Raw genomic sequence first — 22,442 nt, 5'->3', positions numbered from 1 at the left:
GAATTCACATAGGGAGAGGGGATCGATGAGCGAAACGGACAAGCCAGCGGAGGCGGCGGCCGAGGCGCGCGTCCCGGCCTACAGCTGGTATGCGCTCAGCGTGCTCGTACTCGTCTACGTGCTCAACTTCGTCGACCGTCAGATCCTTTCGATCCTCGCGAACGACATCAAAGCCGATCTGGGCGTGGACGACGCCTTCCTGGGCTTCCTGTACGGCACGGCCTTCGCGATCTTCTACGCGCTGTTCGGCATCCCGCTCGGCAAGCTGGCCGACAGCTGGCACCGCGTGCGCCTGATGACCATCGGCCTCGCGCTGTGGTCGGCGATGACCGCGCTGTCGGGCTTTTCCAAGAATGCCGGCATGCTTTCTGGCGCACGGATCGGGGTCGGGATCGGAGAGGCGACGGCCAGCCCGTCTGCCTATTCGCTGATTTCGGACTGGTTTCCCGCACGGCTGCGTGCCACCGCGCTCGCGATCTATTCCTCGGGCCTGTACGTCGGGGGCGGCATATCGCTGCTGATCGGCGGCTTGATCGTCGAGCAGTGGAATGCGGCCTATCCGCAGGGCGGACCGCTGGGCCTGGCGGGCTGGCAGGCGGCCTTCGTCGCCGTGGGCCTGCCCGGGCTGCTGCTGGCGGTCTGGGTGTTCACGCTCAAGGAGCCCGTCCGCGGCCTGATCGACGGCATGCCGTCCGAGCCGGTCGAGAAACCGTTTCGCGGGTTCTTCGAGGAGCTCCTGCAGATCATCCCGCCCTTCACGATCGTGGGCGCGGCCCGGCGCGGCCTCGGCCCGCTCGCGGTGAACCTTGCGGGTCTGGTCGGGTTCTTCGTCGCAGCCTGGGCGATCACGGCGCTGGTGGGCTCCGGCCAGGGCTTCATCATGAGCACATTCGGTTTCGAGACGAGCATCTCGGACCAGTGGTTCCTGCTTGCGGTCGGCTATTACGCCATCTTCAGCTGGGCGAGCGCGCTGCGTTCGCGCGATGCGGAAACCTTCGCGCTGACATGGGGCTCGCCGGCCTTCCTGTGCACCATCCTCGGCTACGGCATGGTCGCGTTCATCTCCTACGCCACATCCTACTGGGGTGCGCCCTATGGCGAGCGCGTGTTCGAGATTTCCAAGAGCGAACTCGGCCTGCTGCTCGGCGCACCTGCCGCCGTGACCGGGTTCCTTGGCGTCGTTCTGGGCGGCCGCGTGGCGGACTGGCTGTTCACCAAGCTGCCCGGCGGGCGGCTCTACGTGGTCCTGTTCGGGTTGCTGGCGCCGGTTCCGGTGGTCTGGGTAATGTTCACCACCGAAAGCAAGGCGGTGTTCCTGATCTGCGCCGCGATCGCCCAGCTCTTCGCCTCCAGCGCACTCGGCGCCGCCGCCGCGACCAGCCAGTCGCTGGTGCTTCCGCGCATGCGCGGGGTTGCGACCGCGACCTTCTTCCTCGCGACGACGCTGGTCGGTCTGGCGCTCGGGCCGTACCTTGCCGGGCTGATCTCCGCCAAGGCGGGCGAGAACCTGTCGCTGGGGATGCTCAGCCTGCTGTGGGCCGCGCCGATCGGGCTGGTCCTGCTGCTGTTCGCGCTCAAGCTGGTGCCGGCCGCGCAGGAGCGGGTGCTCGCCATGGGCCGGGGCGGCTAGGCAGCTCCTCCAACAAAAAGGGGCGGCCCCTCCAGGAAGGAGAGGCCGCCCGTTTGTGGCGCGTGGGGTGCGCGCGAAATTGCCTCAGCTGCGCATCAGCACGCCGCAGGCCATGCGGTTTCCGGCATTGCCCGAGGGATCTGTGCGGCCATCGTCGGGATCGGCGTGGATCACGATGGCAGTGCCGTCGCTATCGAAAATCTGGTCCATCACGGTGGAGCGCATGCCGCGAATGGGCACCTGCACGCTCGCGGTGCCGTTGGCGCGCACTTCGAGGTTGGGCAGATCGCCCAGGTGGCTGCCATCGTCGTCCAGCAGTCCGTGGCCCTCGTTCGTGGGATTGAGGTGCCCGCCAGCGGAGGTGAAGTCGGGCACCTGGCAGCGACCGGTCGTGTGGAGATGGAAGCCATGCTCGCCCGGTTCGAGGCCGCGGGCCGTAACCGCCAGTTCGAGCGAATCCCCGATCCGCATCAACCGCGCCTCTCCCATCGGGGAGCCGCTGCGGTCAACAAGGTCGGCGGTGGCGACCGTGCCGCCATCCATGGGGGAGGTGGTGGCGCAGGCGGCGAGCAGGCAGGCGGGAGCGATGACGGCGGCGGCCTTCAGGCCAGTGGCGATCGGGTTGATCATGTGCGGTTCTCCTTCTTCTACCCGCCCAACGAAAAAGGGGCCGGATTGCTCCGGCCCCTTTCGATTTCGTAGCGGTGAACCGCTCGATTACATGCCCGAACCCGGACCGTAGGTGATTTCCACCCGGCGGTTCTGCAGTTCGCGGACACCGTCGGCGGTGGGAACGCGGGGGTTCGCTTCGCCGAAGGCTTCGCTGCTGATGCGACCATCGGGAACGCCGCGACCGCTCATGTACTCGCGGACCGAAGCGTTACGACGTGCCGCGAGGCCGAGGTTGTACTGCACGGTACCCGAACGGTCGGTGTAACCGGCGAGCATCACCGAAGCGTTGCCGCAGTTCTGGTAAGCCGAGATCGCGTTGTTGAGCACCGAAGCCGCTTCCGGCGTGATGTCCGAACGATCCCAGTTGAAGAACACGATGTACGGCCCCGTGTTGCACTGCACCGCAGGCGGCGGCGGAGGCGGCGGGGGCGGCGGGGGCGGAGGCGGCGGCGGCGGCGGCGGCGGGGGCGGCGGTGCAGCCGGCTCGCCGAAGTTGTAGGTCAGCGTTCCGAGCAGCGAGTGCGAGCGGAAACGGCCTTCCATGGTGTCGCCGACGATGTTGACGAGATCAACGTTCTCGGCGTTGTAGAAGCGATACTTCAGGCCGGCGTCGATACGATCGGTCAGCGGAGCGCGCACGCCCGCAAGGATCTGCCACGCGAAGCCGGTGTCCGAATCGTCGATCGCGGCGGGACCGCTGAGCTCGGCGGCGGCGTTGACCTTGGTGCGGGCAACACCGACACCACCACCCACGAAGCCCTGCAGGCCATCGTCGTCGCCGAAGTCGGCGAGACCGTTGACCATGAAGCTAAGCGAGTTGGCGAAACCGGTCGCCGGGTAAAGGCCTGCGGGCGCGGTGCCGGCAGCGACGGGGAAACCCTGCGTGCCGACATTGAGTTCGCTGAGATCCGCTTCGCGGAAGCTGCCTTCGGCTTCGAGACGGACCGGGCCGAAATCGTAGCCAACCAGACCACCGAAGTCGTAACCGGAGTCGTAGTCGGCAATCACACCGCTGTCGACGCCATTCACGGCGAAATCGATGTCCTCGACCAGCATCGGACCACCTTCAACCTGCACGTAGAACGAGTCTTCGCGTGCAAGTGCCGGCGATGCGAGCATCGTCGAAGCCATCGCCATTCCGATGACGATATTGCGCATTACTGAAAATCCCCTTTGTTATGATTGGGAGCCACCAGGAGGCCCCCACTTAACTTTTCCCCAGTTCCGAGGCAAGCCGACAGGCCTTCGTTCAAGCAAAGCGAAGACACTGTTGCACGATTGCCTCAGAAGCAAGGGCGATTTTTACGGAAGCCGGGTGCAACCCTGTTCCTCCCGTGCTGCCAACGTCTTGTGTCCGCGACGGTTCCCGGAACCGTTCAAGAGCCCCAACCGGTTGAGCGAAGCCCCTCGACAAGCGCCGCCAATGCCGCCCTCGCCTCCGTATCGACAAGCGCCCCGCCCTCGGGCGCGGGAGGCAGGACAAGCGCCAGCCAGCCATCGCGCCAGACGCGAAGGCAGCCGCTGGACCGGTCGAACACCCGCTGGCCTTCGCGGGGCACGGCGAACAGCCATGTGCCGGCCGCATGAAACGCCAGTTGCGTATCGCGCCCGTCCCAGAGGCCCTGCGCACTCGGGCCGACGATCCAGCCCTCCCCGTCCGCCGGGTCTGCCGGCGGCATGCTCGCCTCGCCCTCGACCGAGGGGGAAAGAAGCGCGTCGATGCGCGCGAGCGCTTCGTTGACGCTCGCCTCCTTCTGCGCCTGACCGGCAAAGAGAAAGGGCAGGTCGGCGTGTGCGGTACGGCCGGTGAACGTGAGCGGGGTGGTCATGGGCGGGTCTCCGGAGCAGTGGATCGGGATGGCAGGAGCGTGGGTCGGGAGAGCGCATGGGTGCCGATCTGCCGGACCCAGAGCGGGGCAGCAGGATATGCCCCCTGCAAGTTCTCCCACTCGGCGGCGGGGAGCGAAAAGCGGGCTTCGGCAACGTCCCACTTGGCGTGCGGGCTGTCTTCGGGCCCCAGTCCGACGCGGTAGGCTTCGCTTTCCTCGTTCAGCGGGGCGTCGACGCCATCGAGCCAGCGCCATGCTCCGCGTGCGCGCCGGACCCAGCGCCACAGCGGGTCGCCGTTTTCGGCCATCAGATGCTTGAGGTGGACTGGCGGCAGGGGGCGCATGCTGCGGCCGGGTGAGGCGAGCCTGGCGTAGACCGGTTCCGAATGCGCCAGTCCGCTCTGCGCCCCGATCTCGGCATAATCTTCCTGCCCGAGCGCGATGAGCGCGGAATCGAGCAGCACGGCCGGCACGCCCGGCGCGTGGCCCGCTGCGGCGTGATGCTCGGTCCCTCCGCGCCCGCGCAGCAGACCGGAAAGGCGCCATGCGCCGCCCCCGAGGGGAAGGGCGAAACGGAATTGCAGAATTTCCTCCCCCAGCAACAGGCGGTTCGCCCCGTCCAGCAGCGCGCGTTCTTCGACCGAGAGAAGACGATCGGCCACGCTGGAAAGCATCACGTCGAGGGTGGCTTCGGGTTCGAACAGGAGGCCCGGCGATCCGCTGAGGGCCGTCAGGCTCTGCCCCTGCACCGCATCGCCGCGTGCCGAAATTCCCAGTGGCACCAGCGCATCGTTCTCGACCCCAAGCAGGGCGATGCTGCTGCGCACGCCCGACATGCTCACGGCGGCGAAGCGCTGCGGGACCGTGCCGGTGCCCATGCCGTCCCACGGCAGCTCGAAATAGCGCAGGACGATCGCGCCCGCCTGCTCGTCCGCCGGACCCAGAGCGGTACCGGGATCGGCAATCGAAGCGCTGTCCACGTCCGCGACGATCCTTTCGAGATGCAGGTCGACGCCGTCCGCATGCCAATCGGCACTGCGGATGAACCACATCCTGTTGTCGCCAATTCGACGGACGCAGCGCCCGGGCGCATATTCGGCGCTGGGCGTGCCGATACGATAGGACAGGGTCTCGCGCCTGGTGAGCGCGCGGCGCCGGACGTCGGCAATCCGCGCCCGGGCGGTCTCTGCGGTGAAGACGCCGGGAAATTCGATGGCCATGCCTTGCATGCCCGACGCCGCTGGCGCGAGCTGCTGCGAGGGCTGGAAATCGCGCGCCGCGTCGTAATAGCGCAGCCCCGTCGGCGCCTCATCACCAGTGCCGCTCCGACGCACGACCGGCACCGCGCGATCCTCACCCCCCTCGCGACCGACAATCGCAGCCGGGAGCATTGCCGGGGCGGCCGGTCTTTCCTGCGATATCAGCAGGCCGGCAGCGGTCGATGTGACGGCGATCGGGTAAATCCGGCCGAGGTCTTGCAGCAGGCTCGACCGCGTGCCGCCGTAATCCGCAAATCCTGCGAGGCCCGTGAGCGGCGCCGAGCTGAGCGGTGCGAAATCGATTTCGGGCACGAGCGCGGCGAGGTCGATCGTGCCGGGCGGTGCATGCACTTCGAAGCTCAGCGCAGGGATGCGGTTGCCGAAGCTTGCCAGCTCCAGATCCTCGAACACCGCGAGCGCGAGGCCGCGAAAGGCGACGGTCTGCGCGCCCATGTCCGCTGCGATCAGCGGATCGGGCGGCTCGTCGCCGTGCCCGGCATAGAGCCGCATCCTCCCCCCGACCTTGAGGTCTCCGGCGCTCCCGCGCAGCAGCGCCCCATCGGCCCAGATGCGTCCGAGCGATGCGATCGGCCGGCTCGACAGTGCCACCGCGAAGGAGATCGAATAGCTGTAGGTCCTCGTCTTCGGCTGACCCTTCCTGCCGCTCGTCTCGCTGCTTTCGACGAGGTCGGTCGCCCAGACGATCGTTCCGGGCAGCCGCATCGACCCGTAGACGCGCGGCACCGCCTGCCCGTAACTCGACGTGGTCACCGCGAGTTCGGTCAGCCTCGGCCCTTCGCGGGTCGGCTCCCCGAGGACGGCGCCATCGACCGCGCGGCCGAGCAGCGCGCCGACCGCGCCGCCGATCGGTCCGCCGACCGCCGTGCCGACGGCGGAAAGGATCAGCGTGGCCATTGGGGTGTCTCCTTGAGGGCAGAAAGGGGTGCGAGCCGCCACGCGGCGATGGTGGGCCAGTCGGGCGGTATCGGGCCGAGAACCACGCGCCCCAGCCCGGCATGCGCGTGGATGACACTCGCCCCGTCATGCGCGATCGCGGCATGTACCTGCGCCGGTGCGGTGCGCAGAAGCAGGATGTCGCCACTTCCATGAAGCCCGGTGACTGCGATCAGTCCGGCATTGAGGAGGGCCACTTCAGGAATGACGAAGCTGCGCCGCCGGGGGCGGTAGTCGGCGGGCAGGTCGAGGCGCACGCCAACCTGTGCCAGACTGGCGAGCACCAGTCCGACGCAGTCCAGCCCGGTGGCGGGATCGCGCCCCTGCAGGCGGAAGGGCGTGCCGACGAGGCCGCGTGCCGCGGCGGCAAGTGCCGAGGTCATGCCAAGACGCTCAGCTGCGCGAGGGGTAGCGTGCGACGAGATCATTGCCCGGCAGAAAGGGCTCGCCCCGAAAGTTCACCGCATTGCCGAAGCGCGTCGAACAGGTCGCGATCGTGCGGTCGCAGCCTTCGCGCAATTGCGCGCGCGTGTCGGCGCCGACGCCTTGCGGGATGGCCCCGTCGAGCACGAGCGCGCCATCCTCTTGGGCGATGATCGCGTGGCGCAGTCCGGTGGCGGGGCCATCCAGCCAGCGCAGCCCGCCGAACAGGACATCGCCTGCCGCGATCCCCTCGAAGGTGACGCTGTCGGTCGAGCGATCGAGCGCGGCGACCGACGCCTCGCGCTGGAAACGCGCGGGCGAGAGATTGCAGCCCGGCCCACAGAAACGCGCGCGGCAGCCCGGGCTGGTACGCGGGACCGGATCGAATTCGAGCGCGGATTTGAGCGAGCGCAGTTCGGCGGAAAACCCGTCTTCCTCTGCTTCCGTCTGGCCGATGGCACCGCGAAACAGCACTTCCGCCTCGCCGCTCTGCCAATCGATGGTGCCTACGCTGACCGCCGCCCCGTCGAAGCGCCCGGCGGCAAGGTCGCGCGCCGAGATGGCATCGTGCGTCAGCGCGCCCTCCATCTGCGCATCGTCGCGCGTGACATCGGTGGTCGATCGCAGCGCGGCGGGGCGGATGCCGGGCGCGGCGCGCAGCGCCAGCCAGTCGAGCTGCAGGTCGCGGTCGTGGCTGGTGAAACCCAGCGCCACGCCGTCGCGCCGCTCGATCCGCCAGAAGAAGGCGCGGGTATCGAGGCGGTCTTCGCCTGCGGGCGCGCTCATGTGGCTTCCCTGATTTCGACCAGCGGCACGCTCGGCGCCTGGCCCGCGGCGAAGCCCGCCGCGCTGATCGCAAGGCGATCCTCGGCAAAGCGCACGGGCACATCGAACAGGAAGCCCGCGCGCACCTCGGCGCCCTCCCCGGGCGGAGCGTCGAGCACGATCTCGCCGAGCGGATCGAGCGTGAAGGCGCTCGTCTCCGTACCATCGACGGCCACCCGCACCGTGCCTGCACGGGGCCGGGTGATGCGGCGCATCTGCAGCTCGGGTGCCTCGCCATAGGCCTTCCCCAGCGCGAAGCGCGTGCGCTCTCCATCGCCGGTGCCGAGCAACTGGTCGCCCGGCTCCGGCACCGCTGCGCCCGAGGAATGATCGAACGGATCGGCCAGGCGAAAGCCGCGCGCCGGGCCGTGGCGCGCGCGGAAGAATGCCAGCAGCGTGGCGAGTTCGGCGTCGGAGCGGATGCCGGGGCCGACATCGAAGCGCAGCCGCGCATCCGCCCATTGCGCCGTCCGCCGCTCGTGCCCCGAGGCGGTCACCAGCACCGAGGTCGAGAATTCGGGGCTCACGCCGGTGTCGGTGCCCAGCGCCAGCGGATAGGAAACATCGTCGAAATTGCGCATATCGTCCTCTTCGGGTGGGCGGAGCCGGGTGTATCCGTCGCGCGCGATCTGCGGCAGCGCCCAGACGAAGCGCTGCTCCACGCCGCGCGCCTGCGCCTCGTTCAATGCCGCATCGATCCGTGCCCAGTAGGCCTGCGCATCCTCCGCCAGCAGCACGAAGCCGGCGAAGTAGTCCTGCCGGTCGATCGGGTAGCCGAGCCGCGCGTCCACATGATCGTAGGCGGCGCGCCGGCGCGCATCGGCGCCTGCGGTCAGCCAGTCGTAGTCTTCGAGCTGCAAGCGGTCGAAGGCAGGCCAGGCCCAGCCCAGCGGCAGGTTCGCGCGCTCTATCTCGGGCATTTTCCCGTCGAGGATGGTCGGCGTGAAGGCGAGCAGCAGGATCTCGGTCGGGCCGCTGGCCGCATCGCGAACCGCCTGCGCCAGCGCGGCGGTGGAGGCGGCAAGCAGCGCGCCGGCATGGTCGAGCAGCGCGATCTGTCCGGCATCGAGCGGCTCGCGCATGTCGGAAATGACCGGCGGACTGCCCCCAAAAGCCGTGCGCGCGGCATCGTCGTAGAGGCACGGCGCAAAGCTGCCGGGGGTCACCCACCACCACGGCTCGCCGATCTGGAACAGCACCGGCAGCCCCGCGTCCTCGGCAATCGCGACGAAGGCGGCTGCGACCTGCCGCAGATAGCCCATGGCGCCTTCGTGAGCCGGAGAGAGCAGCGCCGATGGCGGCACCCACCCGGTCTGGGCCGGGCTGCCGTCGTGCGAGCGCTGCTTCCAGTCGTTCCAGCAATGCGCGTCGAACAATTCGTAGGACAGCGACCAGATGATCGCGAGGCCGCCCGCCTTCGCCTCGGCTGCATAGGCACGATGCCATGCGGCGCAGGCATCGTTGAGCGCGCCGCCCGCGAGGCTGACGTAATGCGCATTGCCCAGCCGCTCGAGCCGGAAATAATGGCTCATCCCGACATAGTGGACCACGCGCCCGCGATAGCCGAGGTGGCGGATCTGGCGCACGAGCCGCGCGGGCGTCTGGTTGAAGCTGTCGTCGTAGGCGGTGGCGATCTGCTCGCCATGCTCGGGCAGCATGCAGTCACCGATTTCGAGCATGGCATGCCTGCCGTCGCAGGCGATCTCGCTCAGCTCGACCCAGCCGTCGGCGCGCGCTGCCAGCTGCGCGGTGCTGCCCGGCGCGTATCCCGGCGGCGCGATCGAGACGAACATGCGATCGATGGCACCCGGATGCACCGCTTCGCCGGGGAGAGTGAACCCGCTTTCCAGTGCGGAGAAAGCCAGCGTGATCCGTGCATCCTCGGGCGACCCTTCGGCATAGTTCCACAGGCGCACATACCAGGCGCGCGGGTTTCCGCTCGCATCGCGGCCTTCGATCGTCAGCGTGGGTCCGTGCACTGCATCGAGCGCGATCACCCCGCCGCTGCGCCATCGGAAAGAGAGAACCGTGTGCGCATAGTCGCGATGGGTCGCATAGGCGTGGAGCGGGTGGTCGAGCGTGTCCTCGCTTTCCCAGATCAGCCCCGCCAGCTCGCCTTCGTGGTGGAATTCGCAGGTCACCCGCAGCGCATCGGGCGCGGTGGTGACCACGCTCGTCATCATCGGCCGCGGGAAATTGACCGTCCAGAAGCGTGGATCGAAGCGCTGGATGTGGTCGGTTTCCTGCCCGTTTCGCTGTGCGCAAAGCCAGTAGGCCATCAGCTCTTCTCCATCGCGCGGCGTACCGCGGCGGCGATCTGGCGGCTGGAACGTTCGAGCGCGACGGGGGCGCTCGTCCCGGAAGGCGCGGCCAGCTGGATCGAGACCTCGACCCGGCGCGGCCCGCCATCCTGCGAGACCGGCAGGATGCGGCCATCGGACGGCGGCACGAAGAGTTCGGGCCCGCGCTCGCCGACGAGGTAGCCGCGCTGCGCGCTCACCGGCCCGCCGGTCGCGCGGCCGGGCAGGCCGAGGGCGCCGGACAGCAAGGTGCCGACGATGCCGCCGAGCGGGCTGGCGTTGCCGAAGACCTGCCCGAGGCCGAGCTTCAGCGCCTGGCTTGCGATCCGGTCGATCGCCTTGCTCGCGGAGGCCTGCAGGTCCTCGAAGCCGAGGCTGCCGCGCCGGATGGCCGAGAGGAGCCCGCGTTCGAGCACATTGCCCGCCTGCGCGAAGCCGGACACGAGCGTTGTGTCCAGATCGCGCCGCATCCGCGCGATGTCATCGGCAAAATCCTGCGTATTCGCGCGCACGTCGATCAGCATCGTGTCGAGGTCGTCATCCATGGGCTTCGCGCTCCATCAGTCGTTCGAGATCGTCCCGGCCGATGCCTTCGGGCGCAGGGGTCGCGGGGCCGAGTGCGGTGGCCAGTTCGGCCGGAGTGGCGCGCCAGAAAGCGTCGGGCGGCCAGCCGAGCGCCTGTGCGGCGAGCGCGGCGAGCGGCGGGACGCCGCTGGCGAAATCGTTCATCACCGGCCCCTTCAGCGACCCTGCAGGATCGCGCCGAGCAGTGCGCGCAGCGGCTTCGTGGCGGCGGCGAGACCGCCGGCGAGGATCGCCTCGCCCACCGCTTCGCGCGTCAGGCCTGCGCGATCCTCGAGGCAATGCCAGAACAGCGCCGCGATTTCGGTCAGGCGCAGTTCGCCGCCGCCCGCCCGCTCGACCAGCGCGAACAGCGCGCCGAGCTCTTCCTCCGCCGCGACCAGCGCGGTGAAGCTGGGGCGCAGCGTGCGGACTTCGCCCGCGATGCGGATCGAGGCCTCGCCGCGTAACTGGTTCGCGCTCATACCGCAGCCACCGCGCCCGAGCTTTCGAGCTGGATCGTGTAATTGCGCTCGCCGTTGAAATCGCCCGAAAAATCGAGCCGCTGGACGAGAAAGCGGCCGCGCAGGCGCGCGCCATCCTCGAACGACAGTTCGTATTCGGCGATCGTCCCGGCGAGCGCATGGGTTTGCACCCGCGCCTCCGCAGCCGAGCCCAAGAAGATGCCGCCCGCACTGACCGAGACCGAGCGGGTGCCCGCTCCCGACAGCAATTCGCGCCAGCCGCCCGAGTCTTTGTGGGTGACGACCACGCTGTCGCCATTGATCGACATCTGCGTGGTGCGCAGCCCGGCGACGGTTTCGTAGGTAGGCGGTGCGGCACCATCGCCGATCTTGAGGAGGAAGGCGGAGCCTTTTTGCCCGGTCATGGAGATGTCCTTTCGATGGAGAAAGCATCGGTCCGTCGAAAGACGAACCGCAAGGGCGACTGCCCGTCGGCGCTTTTGCGCCGCGCCCGCGCAGGCCGCCCGAAGGGCGATCGGCCGCGAGCGAAAATCAGATTGCCAGCAGGCGGAAGCGGTATTCGCGCAGGATCGCGCGGGTGTTGCGCGCGCCACGCTCGGCGCGGCCGCGCAGGAACGTCGCGCTCGCCACGCGGAAACCGGACTGCTCGGGCGGCAGGGAAAGGATGCTGGCATCGACCCGCTCGGCGCTCTGCGCCCCTGTTGACGGATCGTCGCCGTGCAGGCGCAGCTCGAAGGCGATACGCACCTCGCGCCCCGCATGGGTCTTCGTGCTCCAGTCGATCGAGGCGCTGGCGACCAGCGCCAGCCACGGGGTCGAGGCACGCTCGATCTCCGCCTCGTCGACGATGTTGAAGCGCTCGGCCATCGCCGGATCGGCGCGCAGGTGGTCGAGCAGCGCGGCGCGCAGCAGCGTTTCCATCAGTCGTCTCCGAAGTGGGGCCAGAGCTTCGTTGGCGTGCGCCATGGATGGCCGCTCTCGGCGCGTCGGCGGGCGAGCCGCCGCGCGCGGCGTTCGAGCGCGCGGCCGAGCCGGTCGAGCGCAGGGATCTTCACGCGGATCATGCGAGGCGCACCTGCCGCCACGCGCGCCACAGCGCGGCGATCGCGGCGGGCGGCTCGGCCGTGCCCTGCTCGCCGTCGCGGAGGAGGAAGGCGGCGAAGCGCAGGATGCCGTGGCGCAGCCCGTCGGGAAGGCTCGCCCAGTCCGGTGCGAGCCCTGCCTCGAGCGTCACGACCACCCGGCGCAGGTACGGCCCGCCACGAAGGCGCAGCTCCGCCGAACCGTCGCCGGAGAGGTGCAGGTCGTAGGCATCCCCGCCCAGCGCCGAACGCGTGCCGTCGTCGGCCAGCGTTTCGACGCCGGCGACCTGCGCAATCGGCTGCGTCGTCAGCCGAGCCCATTCGTGGCTCGCATCGCGCGTTTCCTCGATGGTGGAGGTGAGCGGGGTGAGCCCGGTAAAGCGCTCGCACGCCTCCAGCCCTGCACCGAGCAGAACGGTCAGCTGCGCATCGTCGGCGGTCCGCGTGATGCCGAGCCAGTGCTTCAGTTCGGCGAGCGCGGGCGCGAGATCGCCACCGGCGAGAACGCGCCGAAGGGATGGGCGTGTCATGGCGGTCTCCTGAAATCGTCAAAGGGGAAGGCGCCCGCGTCGGACGAAGGGGGCATCCGGCGCGGGCGCGGGGTGCGGGACGGACCTCCCCCACCCGGTCGGCGTCAGGCCTCGATCCGCAGCAGCTTGATCGCCGCGCTGTCGAGCACCTGCCCGCCCACGCGCTTGGTCGCGTAGAAGTGGACGAACGGCTTGTTGGTGAACGGATCGCGCAGCACCTGCGTGGCCGAGCGTTCGGCGATCAGGTAGCCGTGGCGGAAATTGCCGAAGGCGATCGGATATTCGCCCGCCGCGATATCGGGCATGTCCTCGGCCTCGACCACCGGATAGCCCAGCAGCCGATCGGGCTGTCCCTCGACCAGGCCGGGCTGCCACAGGAATGCGCCGTCGACGGTCTTGAGCTTGCGCACCTCGGCCAGCGTCGCCGAATTCATCACGAAGCTCGCGCCCTGCCGGTGCCCGGCCTTGAGCGAATGGACCAGGTCGATCAGCGTCAGGTCCGGATCGCTCCCCAACCCGCCCGCAGCGCCGGTCCCGATATATTGCAGCGATCCGAAGGCGCGGCTGTCATCGCCGAGCGTCGAAGTGGTCGCGGTGAGGAAGCCCTTGGGCTGGTTGATGCCCGTGCCCTTGACGAAGGCGGCCCCTTCGGCGCGCGCGAACTCCATTGCGATCTCGCTAGCGAGCCAGGCTTCGAGATCGAAGGCCGCATCGTCGAGCATGGCCTGCGATGCCGCCGGATTGGCGTAGAGATCGCCCGTCGGCGGCGCGATCTCGGCAAAGGTCGGCGTGTCGGTCTTGTCGCGCGATCCCGTCTCGCTCGCCCAGCCGCTGGCGGTGCCGCCGGTGGCGATCAACTTGCGATAGCCCGCGCTGCCCGTTTGTACGACCTGCGCAATGGCGCGGATCGGGCTGATATCGGTGAGCGCGCGGGCGATCATCGCATCGATCTGCCGCGGCACGGCATAGCCGCCGTCCGCAGGCACCGTGCCGGAGAGCGACTTGATCTCGTGCGTGGCACCGCGCCGCAGGTAGCCGTCGACGAAGCCCTTCACCTCGGCAGGCGCGCTGTCGGTGGCGGCAAGCGCCGGGCGCTGCGCCGCGCGGCCGATTTTGTCCACGCGCGCCTTCACCTCGTCGAGATCTGAGCGGATCGTCGCGACGTTCTCTTCCAGCGCGTCCTGCCGGGCAACGATGTCGAAGCTGGCGTCGAGCGGGTCGGCGGGCGTGGCGGGGGCGGTGTCGATAATGGGGGTCTGGATATCCATAAAGAACCTTTCTTTCGGGCACGGGAAAAGCCCCCTCTCCTTGAAGGCGAGGGGTTGGGGGTGGGGCAGACGGAAGTGCGGGTGGTCCGCCTCAGGCGATCAGATGCACCCGAGCACCGTGTTGCAGCGGATGGGTGACGAGGCTGATTTCGAGCAGCTCGACCGCGAGCAATTCGCGGCCGTGCGGCGTGTGCCGGGTTTGCCGGGCGCGGTATCCGAAGCTCAGCCCAGTGACGGAGCGCGCCGCGAGCATCGCGGCGGCGCGGCTGGCGGGCCGGTCGACCCGCGCGATCACCCGCAACCCGCGCGCGTCCTCCCCGATCCGCTCGACCCAGCCGATCCGCTGGCGCGGGTCGTGCTGCCAGTAGAGCGGCAGGGGCTCGCTGTTTCGGGCGAGCGTGGCGGTGAAGGCTCCCGGTCGGATCGTATCGCGCGCGGCATCGGCAATATCGAACAGCGCGGCGTAACCCGCGATCCTCAGCACTGGCTCATCCGTTCGCGGTTCGACAGGCTCACCACGAACGGGTCCGGGAAGGTTGGCCACTGCCCTCACTTGAGCACCCCCGGCACGCCGAGCCTTACCGCGATGCCGAGCAGCAGCAGCGCGCACATCCCGCGCACCAGCCACTCGATCGCGGCCTTCCACGCGCTCGCCTTGGCATCGCGCCAGGCCTGCAGCAGCTCGCGCAGTTCGCCGATATCGCCCGAGGCGCCCTCGTCGGACAGGCCGATGCGGGTGAGCGCGCGCTGCGCACCCAGTTCGCTCGCCTCCTCGGCGATGGCGCGCAGCGTGATCAGCTCGGCCCCCTCGCCATTCGCCTGCGACAGCAACCGGGCGAGCATGTCGTCATTGGTCATGGGTTCGTCTCCACGGGGGCGAGGCCGAGCATCGCACGGCGCTCTTCGTCGGTCAGGAAGGTCGCCTCGCTCACCTGCTTCCACAGCCGCTCGCGGTCTTCGGAGAGCGCTGGCACCCGGTCGAGATCGACCGAGATCGCGGCCCCGTCGAACCACGGTCCCATCCCGGCGGCGAGCCCGGAGAAGATCTTGTCCGCCAGTGGCAGCAGCGTGAGGCGCCACAGCGCGCGGTTGGCCTCGCGATAGTTCGAATAGGTGTTGTCGCCCGGCAGGCCGAGCAGCATCGGCGGCACCCCGAAGGCGAGCGCGATGTCGCGCGCCGCGGCGGCCTTGAGCGTCGCGAAATCCATGTCGGCGGGGCTCAGGGCCATGCTCTGCCAGCTCAGCCCCCCTTCGAGCAGCATCGGCCGCCCCGCATTGCCATTGCCCTGGAAGGCGCTGGCGAGCTCGGCCTTGAGCCGTTCGAACTGGTCGGCGCTCAGCCCCTGCCCGTCGCTGGGCGCATAGACCAGCGCGCCCGAGGGCCGCGCGGCATTCTCCAGCAGGGCGTGGTTCCAGCGGCTGGCCGCGTTGTGGATGGCGATGGCCTGCGCGGCGGCGCTCAAGGCCCCCGCGCCGTAGTGATCGTCGCCGGGGTTGAGGCATTTGAGATGGATCAGCCCGGGCCAGCCATCCTCGTCTTCCAGCGGGATCACATGCGTTTGCGCGCCGAGATGATAGGCGAAGCTCTCCGGCCAGCCGTCGGCGCGAGGGCGGATCGTCACCCGCTCGGGCCGCAGCGCGAACAGCTCGACCGGCCTGCCGCCCGCGTCCTTGAGCACCTGCACGAAGGCATTGCCGTGCAGCAGCAGGTGCGCCGCGATGGTCTCGACCAGCGATTGGCCTGCGGAGGGCGCGGTGACGAGCGCGAGCAGGTCTTCGGAATCGGTGGAGACGGGCGCGGCCCCCACCCCCTCGGCCACGATCCGCACCGCCCGCTGCGCGACCGGGTTGGACGCGTACCCGGCCTCGAGACTGGTCGCATAATCGAACGGCGGAGCAGACGCCCCGCGCATTTCGAACGCGCTGGCCCAAGGCGAGGCAAACCCGCGCGCGATAGGCACACGGGCGCTCCCCCCGCCCTTGAAGGCGGAGGTGATGGAGGTGAGGAAGGACATGGGGTTCTCCGGCTAGGAGGACTGGTTACGCAAGAGGGCCGGCGCACGATGTCGTGCGCCGGCCCTCAGGTTACTTCTTCTTTCGTCTAACGCAGGAGGCAGCTAATACGAAGTGCGCTCCATTTCCGTCGATTTGACTGGATTAGCTTCAAAGGGACATGTTCCCCACGATGGAGCTGCTGCAGTTGCATTTGCCGGGGCACACTCCAAGGCTGCGCTATGATCAAATCGTGGCGCGTCCGAGGAAGGAATAAAAAATAAGCTGGAATCCGCAGATTGCATCATAGCCTTCTCCATCCCTCAAATGATTTCTGGTCGGTGTAGGTTCCGACGGCACCATTGGGATCCACTGACAGCCTCCCTTCCGTCATAAACCCATAGCTCGCCTCTGTACTCTCAATAAGCCCGCGCACAAGCTCATACTGAGCGGACTGCTGCCCAGCCAAGATCGACTGTGGCGAATATGGCTCAAGCGTTTTGAGCTCCGAATTATAAGATTTCGTTACCTCAACCAGAATCTTATAGAGGGGACCGCTTGGCTTTTCGATGTTGAGTCCGATTTCTGCGGCTTGTCGACGATTGATCGTGTAGTCATGGCTGCCCGAGTCCGAGCAAAGAAGCTGAATGATCTCTTCTTGCTTAGCTTCGTCACTCACTTGCCGTTTGATCAGATTGTTAGCCAGTAGCCTAATCTGAGTTCCTGCCCGGAACACCTCTCCCAAAACGAGTGGGTGAATTTGCGTGGCCAGATGGGTCCAAACCGCCGCGAGGCCAGTGGGATCTGTGATGTCTTTTTTGACCTCATCGATGTATCCTCTGACTGCTTCGGCGCTCACTGACACCCTCAGTGGATGGCCAGTCGGGCCTTGTGTCATCGGGGCCAAAGCGTGCCCATCAAGACTGGGATCGATTGGACCAAGCGCGGCTTGTTTTGTCATCAAAATCCGATCAGCGCCGAGAGACATCAAGGTCCCCGCGCTCATCGCCTTGGTGGGGATGATCACTTCGAGGTCTTCGCAGAACGAATGGATTAAGTTGATTAGTCGCCACGCGGCGGACGTCTGCCCCCCGTTGGTGTCAAGGATGACCGACAGCTTCTCAACCGGTCCAATGTCATCTAGAAGATTGACGAACGGCACGACTGCATCCTTGGCAATCTGGGTTTGGAGGCCAATACGCTCGCTGTTTACGAGCGCTAGCACTCGGCTCTTCCGATCCGCTTCAATAATTTTGTAAAGCTCGACCCTGCTGGCGTGATTCAATTTGGCTCCCCCTCGAAGGACCACGCCTTTTGCAGTCCAATAAAAGTTTTACAAGGGCACTTTAAGCAAAGATGGACGTCTCGTTCTAGGGAGTTCGCACCCGCGGCCTACCCCCGCGCCCCAGCATCAATTCGGTCAGCGCCCACACTAGCGCGTCGGCGCGGTCGGGCGAGCGGCCCGGGCCTTCGTAGCCTCCACCGATGGTGAGCCCGCATAGCTGGTCCTCCAGTTTCGCGAACAGGCCGGCGTGGCGCACGCGGCCTGCTTCGTAGAGCGCGGCGACCGGCTCGGCGCGGGCGGCCTTGCCGCGGCTGGCGTGGACCAGCTTCACCGGGAGCGACACATCCGCCGCGCGCAGCACGCTTTCGACCATCGCGCCGCCCTGGTTGGCTTCGGCAATCACGCGGTCGGCTGCCCAGCGCTCGGCGGCCCTTGCCACGGCGCGCGCCCATGTCTCGGGCGAGGCGCGCTCGACGCTGGCGTCGGCGAGGACGGTGGCGAAACCTTCGCCATCGACGCCGCACACCACGATCCCACAGGCGTCGCCCTGGGCGCTGGCGGGCGGATCGACGCCGATGACGATCCGGGCGAGTGCCTCGTTCCCGCCCTCCGACCCCCTCCGGTGAAGGGGAGGAGCAGTGCGACACATCTCGATCAGCGCGCGGCTCCACAGCGCGCCTTCGACATCGGTCAGCAGTTCGCCGTCGAGCTCCTGCCGGCCGAGCGTGGTGCTGCCGAACTGGCGCCGCATCCGCTCGACGAAGCGGGAGGGGAGGTTGCTCTCGTTGTCCCAGGTCGTGCCGCGCGTCACCGCGACATCCCGAGTCTCGCCATTTTCCAGCAGACGCCGGACCAGCGGCACGGCGCGCGGCGTGGTCGTCGCCATCGCGCGGGGCCAATCGCCCAGACGCAGGCCCATCTGCAGGTTGTCCCACGCCGCCGTGGCACGCTCGCCTGCATTGTCCCACTTGGCGATCTCGTCGCACCACGCGTGGCTGTGCTGCGGCCCTCGCAGGCTTTCGGGCTCGGCGGCGGAGTAGCAATAGCCGCGCGCGCCGCCGGGCCAGGTAAGCCGCCGAAGAGAGGGTTCCCAGACCGGAGCATGGTTCGGTGCGCACACCGCAAGAATACCGCTCTCCCCCTCGATCATTACGTTGCGTACCTCCGCCAGCGAGGCACCGACCAGCGCGATCCGCGCGTGCCGATCGCTGCGCGCGATGGCCCGCACCCACTCGGCCCCCGCACGCGTCTTGCCGAAGCCGCGCCCGGCGCAGATCAGCCAGATGTGCCAGTCGCTCGTTGGCGGCAATTGCTCGGGCCGCGCCCACAGGGGCCAGCGAAGACCGAGCGCGTCGGCCTCTTCCTCGGTCAGCGAGGCGTACCAGTCGCCCCGCGCGGCATCCGACAGCTTGGCGAGAGCGTCGAGCCGGTCAGGCTTCATCGGCCCCAGCCTGCGATTGTGCCTGCGATTGCGCCTCCGCCGGTGCGGGAAGGCGGCGGGCGCGGATCGCGTCCAGCTTGCGGTCGAGCGCCGCGAACACCGCCGCCTCGTCGCGCCCGCCGCGGCGCGCGCGCTCCTCCGCCACCGTGGTGCGGTGCGCGGCGAGCAGGCGGATCGCGTTGGCGATGTCGAGCTTGCGCTCCGGATCGTGCCCCCGAAGGCAGGCGAGCACTTCCATCTCCAGATGTTCGTACCCTTCGTACAGCGCGGCGCGCCATGCGGCGGCGAAGTCCGCGTGCTCGCGCCGGGTCTTGTACGCCCGGCTGAGCGAGATACCCGCCTTCTTCGCCGACGCGCTGACGTTGGACGTGGCGGCCAGGTGCTGGAGGAAATAGCTCCGCCAGTGCTTGTTGACCGGGCCTTCGCCCTCGGCCGCCTTCTGCGCGTCGGTAAAGCGCACGTTCTTACGCTTCACCCAGGCAGGGGGCGAAGTCCGCATATTGCTGGTCATGTGAGAGCGCCCCGAAATGCTTGGCGTGGGCAAAGGCGGCGGGCCGGGCCCGTCCGGGCCGTTCGCACCATCGCGATGTTCCTGTTGCCTAACCGAAGAGCGTCGCGATGTCAATCGAAAAATAACCTAATAGGTAAATTGATCGCAGCACGCCGGTGCTTGCGCGCCATCACCCGCTCGCCTAAGCGGCGGCGTTCACGGACGAGGGGTCTCATCAGGTCATGCTGCGCGGTTTGTACGAATGGACGATGCAGAAGGCTGCGCACCCCCATGCGCAGGGGTGGCTCGCGCTGTTCGCCTTCGTCGAATCGAGCTTCTTCCCGATCCCGCCGCACCCGCTGCTCGGCCTGATGTGCCTGGCCGAACCGAAAAAGGCGCTGCGCTTCGCTGCTATCGCCACCATCGCGTCGGTCGTGGGCGGGCTGTTCGGCTATCTCATCGGTGCGGTGCTCTATGAAAGCATCGGCCTGTGGCTTCTGGGCGCGCTCGGCTATGCAGACGCCTTCCCGTGGGCGGCCTGCACGGTTAACGAGAATGGCGGCTGGGCCGTGTTCACCACGGCCAGCACGCCGATCCCCTACAAGCTGATGACGATCACGGCGGGCTTCGTTTCGATGAACCTCGCCACCTTCATCATCGCCAGCATCGCCGGGCGCGGGCTGATCTTCATGACCGTCGGCGTGCTGTTCCGGCTGTTCGGTGCGCCGATCAAGCTCTTCATCGACAAGTACCTCGTCCCGCTGACCACGCTGTTCGTGGCGCTGGTGGTCGGCGGGTTCCTGCTCGTCACGCAGCTGGCGCATGACGATGGCGAGAGCGACGCGAACGATCCGTGCGCGTCGGCCACGCTCGAAGACTTTTGACCGCGCTGCCCGAACCCGTGCCGCCGGCCGAGCATTCGCTCTCGCGCCGACTGGCGGCGGAGGGGATCGGGAGCTTCTTTCTGTTCGTCGGGGTGCTCGGCTCGGGGATAATGGCGCAGAGCCTGTCGGGCGATAACGCCGCGGTGGCCCTGCTGGCGAACACGATTGCGACGGGCGCGATCCTCTATGTGCTGATCGCCATGCTCGGGCCGATCTCGGGCGCGCATTTCAATCCGGCGGTGACGCTGGCCTTCCTGATGCGGCGCGAGATCGCGGCGCGTCCTGCGGTGCTCTATATCCTCGTCCAGATCGGCATCGGCGCGCTGGGGGCCTTCGCCGCGCACCTCATGTTCGACCTGCCGATCCTGCAAGTCTCGCAGAAAGCGCGCTTCGGTGTGGGCCAGTGGGCGGGCGAGGGAATCGCGACCTTCGGCCTCGTGCTGACGATCCTCGTCACGCTGCGGCGCCTGCCCGGCTCGGTCCCGGCGAGCGTCGCGCTCTATATCACCGCCGCCTACTGGTTCACCTCGAGCACCAGTTTTGCGAACCCGGCGATCACGATCGTGCGCAGCCTCAGCGATACTTTCGCCGGGATCGACCCGGCGCATGTGCCCGGATTCATCGTGGCGCAACTGGCGGGCATGCTGCTGGCGGTGTTGGTGGGCGGATGGCTGAGTGCCGACCCGCCCACAGGGGAAGCCGGTTAGCCGTTGAAGGTCGTCTCCAGCGTGATCTCTGTATCGAGCAGCTTGGAGAGCGGGCAGTTTTCCTTGGCGGTCTTGGCGCATTCCTCGAACGTCGCCTGGTCGAGCCCGTCGCCGCCGCCGGTCACCGACAGCGCCGACTTGCTGACCTTGAAGCCCTCACCATCCTTTTCGAGCGTGACCTTGCAGGTCGTCTCGATCGTGCCGTCCGAGTGGCCCTTGCCCGCCAGCTGGAACGACAGCGCCATGGTGAAGCAGCTGGCATGCGCGGCTGCGATCAGTTCTTCGGGGTTGGTGCCCGGCTCATCCTCGAACCGGGTCTTGAAGCCGTAGGGCTGGTCCTTGAGCGCGCCCGACCCGGTCGAGACATGGCCTTTGCCGTCCTTGCCGAAGCCTTCGTATTTTGCGCTGCCAGTGCTGATATTCGCCATTAGAGAATCTCCTTCTGCCCTGTCAGACGAAAGGCGTGGCGAGCGGTTCCGCGCTATCTCAGCCGAATGACTTGACGATCACCCACACGCCGACCGCCGCGACCAGCACCGCAAATCCGATCTCCAGCGCGCGCTTGTGCGTGGCGAGCTTCGCCCCGGCGCCGCGACCCAGCACGCTGCCGCCGATGCCGCCTGCGACCAGCCAGGCGACAAGCGTCCAGTCCACCATGCCCGAGAGTGCGTAAGACCCGGCAGTGGTGATCCCGAAGGCGCTGACCGCGACCAGCGAGCTGCCGATCGCCAGCGACAGCGGCATCGCGGTGGCGAAGACCAGCCCCGGCACGATCAGAAAGCCGCCGCCGATCCCGAAGAAACCAGCTAGCAGGCCCGTGCCGAACCCGATCGGCAGGATGCGCGAGAGCATGGATTTCGCATTCTCCCGCGTCATCCGCACCAGCGGGTTCTCGGCTGCCGAGCGACCGCGCAGCATCAGCAGCGCGACCACTACCATCAGCCCGCCGAACAGGCCGAGCAAACTTTCCCCATCGACCGCCTTGCCAGCCTCCGCACCCAGCGCCGCACCCGCCGATCCAGCGAGCGCGAAGCTGAGCGCGCATTGCCAGCGGACATTGCCGCTGCGCGCGTGGCCGACGAGCCCGACCAGCGCGTTGAGCGCCACCGCCACCGCGGCGGTGCCGATCGCCATGTGCGGCGACTTCATCCCCACCGCATAGACCAGCAGCGGCACGGCGAGGATCGAGCCCCCGCCGCCGACCAGCCCCAGCACGAAGCCGATCACGCCGCCCGAAAGCAGCGCGATGAGGACATGAGCCGCGTCCATCGATCGCGTCAGGCTGCTGCAGCCTGCCGGTTCCACGGCATGATTGCGAGCAGGTAGGCCATCCCGCACCAGCCGGTGGTGCCCGCGAAGACCAGCCCCGCGCCGACGAAGCCCGACAGCGCGAACCAACCCGGCGCGACCGCGAGGCCCAGGATCACGCCCAGCAGCACCAGCGATCCGGCGGCGATCTGAACCTGCCGCATGATCTCGATCGGCTGGCTGCGGTCTTCCTCCACCGGGAGGTCGGCCTTGCGCCAGCCTTCCAGCCCGCCTTCGAGCAGGAAGGCCTCGCCATCATGGCAGGCGGCGAGCCGCTGTGCATTGCTGCCGGTCCGCATGCCGGAGCGGCACATGAACACGATCGGCCCGTCGCAATCGATCCGCTCGATCTGGTCGAGCGGGCGATTCTCGGCACCCTGAGCGCGGGCGCGGGCGAACTCGTCGGTCCCGCGAATATCCACCAGTCTTGCGCCTTCGGCCATCATGCGCCGTGCTTCGGTGGGGGAGACGGTCTTGGGGGTGTTGGGGGTAGCAGTCGTAGGTGTAGCAGTCATGG

General features: G+C 68.0%; 27 protein-coding genes. 3 read left to right on the top strand and 24 right to left on the bottom strand.

The genetic code is table 11. The features are described from left to right. The first annotated feature begins 25 nt into the window (after positions 1–25). On the top strand, positions 26–1,630 hold the full coding sequence (locus DL238_RS02500) for an MFS transporter (RefSeq protein WP_115490814.1): 1,605 nt from the start codon (positions 26–28) through the stop codon (positions 1,628–1,630). A gap of 84 nt (positions 1,631–1,714) precedes the next feature. Here DL238_RS02500 and DL238_RS02495 read toward each other — a convergent pair whose 3' ends face one another. The 21 genes from DL238_RS02495 to DL238_RS02400 form a co-directional block, all read right to left on the bottom strand. Beyond that, entirely contained in the window at positions 1,715–2,260 is a 546-nt protein-coding gene (locus tag DL238_RS02495; RefSeq protein ID WP_115490813.1) for a superoxide dismutase family protein, read from the bottom strand. 87 nt (positions 2,261–2,347) lie between these two features. Next, positions 2,348–3,460: an OmpA family protein gene (locus DL238_RS02490; protein WP_115490812.1), complete on the bottom strand. Its 1,113-nt coding sequence runs from the start codon at positions 3,458–3,460 to the stop codon at positions 2,348–2,350. A 218-nt stretch (positions 3,461–3,678) separates the two neighbouring features. Continuing rightward, positions 3,679–4,131, bottom strand: coding sequence for a DUF2793 domain-containing protein (locus DL238_RS02485; protein WP_115490811.1), 453 nt, complete (start codon positions 4,129–4,131; stop codon positions 3,679–3,681). Further along, positions 4,128–6,305: a GTA baseplate fiber-binding domain-containing protein gene (locus DL238_RS02480; RefSeq protein WP_115490810.1), complete on the bottom strand. Its 2,178-nt coding sequence runs from the start codon at positions 6,303–6,305 to the stop codon at positions 4,128–4,130. Before DL238_RS02480 ends, DL238_RS02485 begins: the two co-directional genes overlap by 4 nt. After that, positions 6,293–6,727, bottom strand: a complete 435-nt coding sequence (locus DL238_RS02475) for an NlpC/P60 family protein (RefSeq protein ID WP_115490809.1) — start codon at positions 6,725–6,727, stop codon at positions 6,293–6,295. Before DL238_RS02475 ends, DL238_RS02480 begins: the two co-directional genes overlap by 13 nt. A 10-nt stretch (positions 6,728–6,737) precedes the next feature. After that, positions 6,738–7,553: a DUF2163 domain-containing protein gene (locus DL238_RS02470; protein ID WP_115490808.1), complete on the bottom strand. Its 816-nt coding sequence runs from the start codon at positions 7,551–7,553 to the stop codon at positions 6,738–6,740. Continuing rightward, the gene (locus DL238_RS02465; protein ID WP_115490807.1) at positions 7,550–9,871 is read right to left on the bottom strand and encodes a DUF2460 domain-containing protein; all 2,322 of its coding nucleotides are present in this window, start codon (positions 9,869–9,871) and stop codon (positions 7,550–7,552) included. The genes DL238_RS02470 and DL238_RS02465 overlap by 4 nt, the downstream gene beginning before the upstream one ends. Further along, positions 9,871–10,437: a tail tape measure protein gene (locus DL238_RS02460; RefSeq protein WP_115490806.1), complete on the bottom strand. Its 567-nt coding sequence runs from the start codon at positions 10,435–10,437 to the stop codon at positions 9,871–9,873. Before DL238_RS02460 ends, DL238_RS02465 begins: the two co-directional genes overlap by 1 nt. Then, positions 10,430–10,621 (bottom strand): phage tail assembly chaperone, encoded by a 192-nt coding sequence (locus DL238_RS02455; RefSeq protein ID WP_115490805.1) that lies wholly within the window; start codon positions 10,619–10,621, stop codon positions 10,430–10,432. Before DL238_RS02455 ends, DL238_RS02460 begins: the two co-directional genes overlap by 8 nt. Before the next feature lie 11 nt (positions 10,622–10,632). Continuing rightward, on the bottom strand, positions 10,633–10,938 hold the full coding sequence (locus DL238_RS02450; protein ID WP_115490804.1) for a gene transfer agent family protein: 306 nt from the start codon (positions 10,936–10,938) through the stop codon (positions 10,633–10,635). Continuing rightward, positions 10,935–11,342 carry a phage major tail protein, TP901-1 family gene (locus tag DL238_RS02445; RefSeq protein WP_115490803.1) on the bottom strand — a complete coding sequence of 136 codons (408 nt, stop codon included), beginning with the start codon at positions 11,340–11,342 and terminating at the stop codon, positions 10,935–10,937. Before DL238_RS02445 ends, DL238_RS02450 begins: the two co-directional genes overlap by 4 nt. A 127-nt stretch (positions 11,343–11,469) precedes the next feature. Then, on the bottom strand, positions 11,470–11,859 hold the full coding sequence (gp17, locus tag DL238_RS02440) for a tail completion protein gp17 (protein ID WP_115490802.1): 390 nt from the start codon (positions 11,857–11,859) through the stop codon (positions 11,470–11,472). Next, on the bottom strand, positions 11,859–12,002 hold the full coding sequence (locus DL238_RS15995; RefSeq protein ID WP_181883792.1) for a hypothetical protein: 144 nt from the start codon (positions 12,000–12,002) through the stop codon (positions 11,859–11,861). The genes gp17 and DL238_RS15995 overlap by 1 nt, the downstream gene beginning before the upstream one ends. Further along, complete coding sequence (locus DL238_RS02435) at positions 11,999–12,550, bottom strand: head-tail connector protein (RefSeq protein WP_115490801.1); 552 nt, start codon at positions 12,548–12,550, stop codon at positions 11,999–12,001. Before DL238_RS02435 ends, DL238_RS15995 begins: the two co-directional genes overlap by 4 nt. A 104-nt stretch (positions 12,551–12,654) precedes the next feature. Continuing rightward, positions 12,655–13,818: a phage major capsid protein gene (locus DL238_RS02430; RefSeq protein ID WP_115490800.1), complete on the bottom strand. Its 1,164-nt coding sequence runs from the start codon at positions 13,816–13,818 to the stop codon at positions 12,655–12,657. A 91-nt stretch (positions 13,819–13,909) separates the two neighbouring features. Then, positions 13,910–14,299, bottom strand: coding sequence for an HK97 family phage prohead protease (locus DL238_RS02425; RefSeq protein WP_181883926.1), 390 nt, complete (start codon positions 14,297–14,299; stop codon positions 13,910–13,912). Positions 14,300–14,367: 68 nt separating this feature from the next. Beyond that, positions 14,368–14,676, bottom strand: coding sequence for a DUF6127 family protein (locus tag DL238_RS02420; protein ID WP_115490798.1), 309 nt, complete (start codon positions 14,674–14,676; stop codon positions 14,368–14,370). Next, a complete protein-coding gene (locus DL238_RS02415) occupies positions 14,673–15,833 on the bottom strand; it encodes a phage portal protein (protein WP_115490797.1) in 1,161 nt (386 codons plus the stop codon). The genes DL238_RS02420 and DL238_RS02415 overlap by 4 nt, the downstream gene beginning before the upstream one ends. Positions 15,834–16,114: 281 nt before the next feature. Further along, a complete protein-coding gene (locus tag DL238_RS02410; protein ID WP_181883791.1) occupies positions 16,115–17,095 on the bottom strand; it encodes an SDH family Clp fold serine proteinase in 981 nt (326 codons plus the stop codon). Between the two features lie 85 nt (positions 17,096–17,180). After that, entirely contained in the window at positions 17,181–18,536 is a 1,356-nt protein-coding gene (locus DL238_RS02405) for a DNA-packaging protein (protein WP_115490795.1), read from the bottom strand. After that, the gene (locus tag DL238_RS02400) at positions 18,526–19,047 is read right to left on the bottom strand and encodes a hypothetical protein (RefSeq protein WP_234030927.1); all 522 of its coding nucleotides are present in this window, start codon (positions 19,045–19,047) and stop codon (positions 18,526–18,528) included. The genes DL238_RS02405 and DL238_RS02400 overlap by 11 nt, the downstream gene beginning before the upstream one ends. A gap of 221 nt (positions 19,048–19,268) precedes the next feature. On the opposite strand from DL238_RS02400, the gene DL238_RS02395 reads away from it, so the two are divergent. Beyond that, positions 19,269–19,910, top strand: coding sequence for a YqaA family protein (locus tag DL238_RS02395; RefSeq protein ID WP_115490794.1), 642 nt, complete (start codon positions 19,269–19,271; stop codon positions 19,908–19,910). Then, positions 19,907–20,617: an aquaporin gene (locus DL238_RS02390; protein ID WP_115490793.1), complete on the top strand. Its 711-nt coding sequence runs from the start codon at positions 19,907–19,909 to the stop codon at positions 20,615–20,617. Before DL238_RS02395 ends, DL238_RS02390 begins: the two co-directional genes overlap by 4 nt. Here DL238_RS02390 and DL238_RS02385 read toward each other — a convergent pair. From DL238_RS02385 to DL238_RS02375, 3 genes are read right to left on the bottom strand one after another with little or no spacing between them, the layout of a single operon-like run. Then, the gene (locus DL238_RS02385; RefSeq protein ID WP_115490792.1) at positions 20,614–21,045 is read right to left on the bottom strand and encodes an OsmC family protein; all 432 of its coding nucleotides are present in this window, start codon (positions 21,043–21,045) and stop codon (positions 20,614–20,616) included. The two genes, DL238_RS02390 and DL238_RS02385, sit on opposite strands and share 4 nt — an antisense overlap. A 58-nt stretch (positions 21,046–21,103) precedes the next feature. Continuing rightward, positions 21,104–21,886 carry a sulfite exporter TauE/SafE family protein gene (locus DL238_RS02380; RefSeq protein WP_115492727.1) on the bottom strand — a complete coding sequence of 261 codons (783 nt, stop codon included), beginning with the start codon at positions 21,884–21,886 and terminating at the stop codon, positions 21,104–21,106. Positions 21,887–21,894: 8 nt separating this feature from the next. Further along, positions 21,895–22,440, bottom strand: coding sequence for a rhodanese family protein (locus DL238_RS02375; protein ID WP_115490791.1), 546 nt, complete (start codon positions 22,438–22,440; stop codon positions 21,895–21,897). Positions 22,441–22,442: the final 2 nt, after the last annotated feature.

The organism is Alteriqipengyuania lutimaris, assembly GCF_003363135.1.
Taxonomy (GTDB): Bacteria; Pseudomonadota; Alphaproteobacteria; order Sphingomonadales; family Sphingomonadaceae; genus Alteriqipengyuania; species Alteriqipengyuania lutimaris.
Note: the sequence above shows the minus strand (reverse complement) of the source record. Positions and strands in the feature narration are given on the sequence as shown.

Bases quoted from the DNA above. Each gene is read 5' to 3' on its own strand.
- DL238_RS02500 (WP_115490814.1), top strand. From the start codon at position 26: ATGAGCGAAACGGACAAGCCAGCGGAGGCGGCGGCCGAGGCGCGCGTC.
- DL238_RS02495 (WP_115490813.1), bottom strand. From the start codon at position 2,260: ATGATCAACCCGATCGCCACTGGCCTGAAGGCCGCCGCCGTCATCGCT.
- DL238_RS02490 (WP_115490812.1), bottom strand. From the start codon at position 3,460: ATGCGCAATATCGTCATCGGAATGGCGATGGCTTCGACGATGCTCGCA.
- DL238_RS02485 (WP_115490811.1), bottom strand. From the start codon at position 4,131: ATGACCACCCCGCTCACGTTCACCGGCCGTACCGCACACGCCGACCTG.
- DL238_RS02480 (WP_115490810.1), bottom strand. From the start codon at position 6,305: ATGGCCACGCTGATCCTTTCCGCCGTCGGCACGGCGGTCGGCGGACCG.
- DL238_RS02475 (WP_115490809.1), bottom strand. From the start codon at position 6,727: ATGACCTCGGCACTTGCCGCCGCGGCACGCGGCCTCGTCGGCACGCCC.
- DL238_RS02470 (WP_115490808.1), bottom strand. From the start codon at position 7,553: ATGAGCGCGCCCGCAGGCGAAGACCGCCTCGATACCCGCGCCTTCTTC.
- DL238_RS02465 (WP_115490807.1), bottom strand. From the start codon at position 9,871: ATGGCCTACTGGCTTTGCGCACAGCGAAACGGGCAGGAAACCGACCAC.
- DL238_RS02460 (WP_115490806.1), bottom strand. From the start codon at position 10,437: ATGGATGACGACCTCGACACGATGCTGATCGACGTGCGCGCGAATACG.
- DL238_RS02455 (WP_115490805.1), bottom strand. From the start codon at position 10,621: ATGAACGATTTCGCCAGCGGCGTCCCGCCGCTCGCCGCGCTCGCCGCA.
- DL238_RS02450 (WP_115490804.1), bottom strand. From the start codon at position 10,938: ATGAGCGCGAACCAGTTACGCGGCGAGGCCTCGATCCGCATCGCGGGC.
- DL238_RS02445 (WP_115490803.1), bottom strand. From the start codon at position 11,342: ATGACCGGGCAAAAAGGCTCCGCCTTCCTCCTCAAGATCGGCGATGGT.
- gp17 (WP_115490802.1), bottom strand. From the start codon at position 11,859: ATGGAAACGCTGCTGCGCGCCGCGCTGCTCGACCACCTGCGCGCCGAT.
- DL238_RS15995 (WP_181883792.1), bottom strand. From the start codon at position 12,002: ATGATCCGCGTGAAGATCCCTGCGCTCGACCGGCTCGGCCGCGCGCTC.
- DL238_RS02435 (WP_115490801.1), bottom strand. From the start codon at position 12,550: ATGACACGCCCATCCCTTCGGCGCGTTCTCGCCGGTGGCGATCTCGCG.
- DL238_RS02430 (WP_115490800.1), bottom strand. From the start codon at position 13,818: ATGGATATCCAGACCCCCATTATCGACACCGCCCCCGCCACGCCCGCC.
- DL238_RS02420 (WP_115490798.1), bottom strand. From the start codon at position 14,676: ATGACCAATGACGACATGCTCGCCCGGTTGCTGTCGCAGGCGAATGGC.
- DL238_RS02415 (WP_115490797.1), bottom strand. From the start codon at position 15,833: ATGTCCTTCCTCACCTCCATCACCTCCGCCTTCAAGGGCGGGGGGAGC.
- DL238_RS02405 (WP_115490795.1), bottom strand. From the start codon at position 18,536: ATGAAGCCTGACCGGCTCGACGCTCTCGCCAAGCTGTCGGATGCCGCG.
- DL238_RS02400 (WP_234030927.1), bottom strand. From the start codon at position 19,047: ATGACCAGCAATATGCGGACTTCGCCCCCTGCCTGGGTGAAGCGTAAG.
- DL238_RS02395 (WP_115490794.1), top strand. From the start codon at position 19,269: ATGCTGCGCGGTTTGTACGAATGGACGATGCAGAAGGCTGCGCACCCC.
- DL238_RS02385 (WP_115490792.1), bottom strand. From the start codon at position 21,045: ATGGCGAATATCAGCACTGGCAGCGCAAAATACGAAGGCTTCGGCAAG.
- DL238_RS02380 (WP_115492727.1), bottom strand. From the start codon at position 21,886: ATGGACGCGGCTCATGTCCTCATCGCGCTGCTTTCGGGCGGCGTGATC.
- DL238_RS02375 (WP_115490791.1), bottom strand. From the start codon at position 22,440: ATGACTGCTACACCTACGACTGCTACCCCCAACACCCCCAAGACCGTC.